This window comes from Kineosporia corallincola, from assembly GCF_018499875.1.
Classification (GTDB): Bacteria; Actinomycetota; Actinomycetes; order Actinomycetales; family Kineosporiaceae; genus Kineosporia; species Kineosporia corallincola.
The window spans coordinates 1-1,424 of sequence record NZ_JAHBAY010000040.1; the positions used below are offsets into that span (position 1 = coordinate 1).

Annotated in this window: 1 protein-coding gene; it reads left to right on the forward strand. The window is 66.0% G+C overall.

Annotated elements, in window-relative coordinates; genetic code table 11:
* The first annotated feature begins 186 nt into the window (after positions 1-186).
* Complete coding sequence (locus KIH74_RS35595; protein WP_214160862.1) at positions 187-1,419, forward strand: ISAs1 family transposase; 1,233 nt, start codon at positions 187-189, stop codon at positions 1,417-1,419.
* The last annotated feature ends 5 nt before the right edge of the window (positions 1,420-1,424 follow it).

Genomic DNA, 1,424 nt, shown 5'->3' on the forward strand with positions numbered 1-1,424 from the left:
CAGGGCCTTTGCGTAGTAGATCAAGAGTGCGCTGACCTGGAGCGATGAGGGCTTGAGGACTCTGGCGGGGCAGTGGGAAGCGGGCGTGGCACGTCCGGAATCATGGAGTTTGCGAAGACACGACAACTCCAGACAAGGCCACACCCGCGGATGCCATCTTCTCTCATTGCCACGCTGAACGACACCTTGATCAGCGACGAGTTTACCGACCTGAAGATCACGGAAAGTGATCATCGAGGGCTCCGGGAACGCTTGGAAGAGGTGCCCGATCCGCGAGATCCTCGCGGCGTCCGGTATCCCCTGGCCAGCCTGCTGACCATTGCCGTCTGCGCGGTGATCGCTGGGGCCGTGACGTTCGCGGCGGTCGGCGACTGGATCGAGGACCTGGGCGAGGAGTACCTGGCCGACATCGGCCTGACGGGTGCCCGGCCTGTGAACACGACCTTGTGGCGTGTCCTGACCCGCGTCGATTCCGTTGCCCTGTCCAGCGTCCTGGCGACGTGGCTCCTGTCGCGAAAAGGACTCTCAGGCAATATGCCTGCCGAAAGCGCGGCAGGAAGTATCGAGCCCGGCACGAGCGGGCCGGCCGTGATCGCCAGGCGGGTGATCGCGGTGGACGGCAAGGCCATACGGGGCACCGTGCGCGCCGACGGGCGCTATGTGCACCTGCTGGCCGCCTACGACGTGGCCACCGGCGTGACGCTCGCGCAGATCCCGGTCGGTGACAAGGGCGGCGAGACCGGTCATTTCACAGTGCTGATGGACCAGGTGGAAGCCGTCCTCGGCGGCCGGGAAAGCCTGGAAGGAGCCGTCGTCGTGGCCGATGCCCTGCACGCACAGACCACACACGCCCATGACCTGGCCGCCCGGGGTGCCGTGTTGTTCGTGCGGGTCAAGGCCAATCAGGAGACTCTGCACAACCAGCTGAAAAGGCTTCCCTGGAAGGACATCCCGGTCGGGCACCGAACCCGGGACGCCGTGCATGGCCGCCGGGAGACCCGCACCCTGAAAGCCCTGACTCTTCAGGAGCCGCTGGCTCTGGCCTTCCCACACGCCGTCCAGGCCGTCCGGATCACCCGCACCCGCATCATCAAGGGCAAGACCACCCGCGACACCGCCTACCTCATCATCAGTCTGCCTCACGAGCACGCCGGCGCCGCAACCCTGAACCTGTGGGCCCGTCAGGAATGGCACATCGAGAACCGCCTGCACTGGGTCAAGGACATGACCCTGCGTGAGGACGAACACCGAGCCACGACCGGCCAGGGACCGGCCGTCTTCGCCGTCCTGCGCAACACCGCGATCGGCTTTCACCGCCTCGAGGACCAGACCAACATCGCCCGAGCCACACGCGGCGCTTCACGCCAGACCGGACCCCTCATTCGGGCCGTGACCAGCAACGGAACCACTACGCAATGACCCTG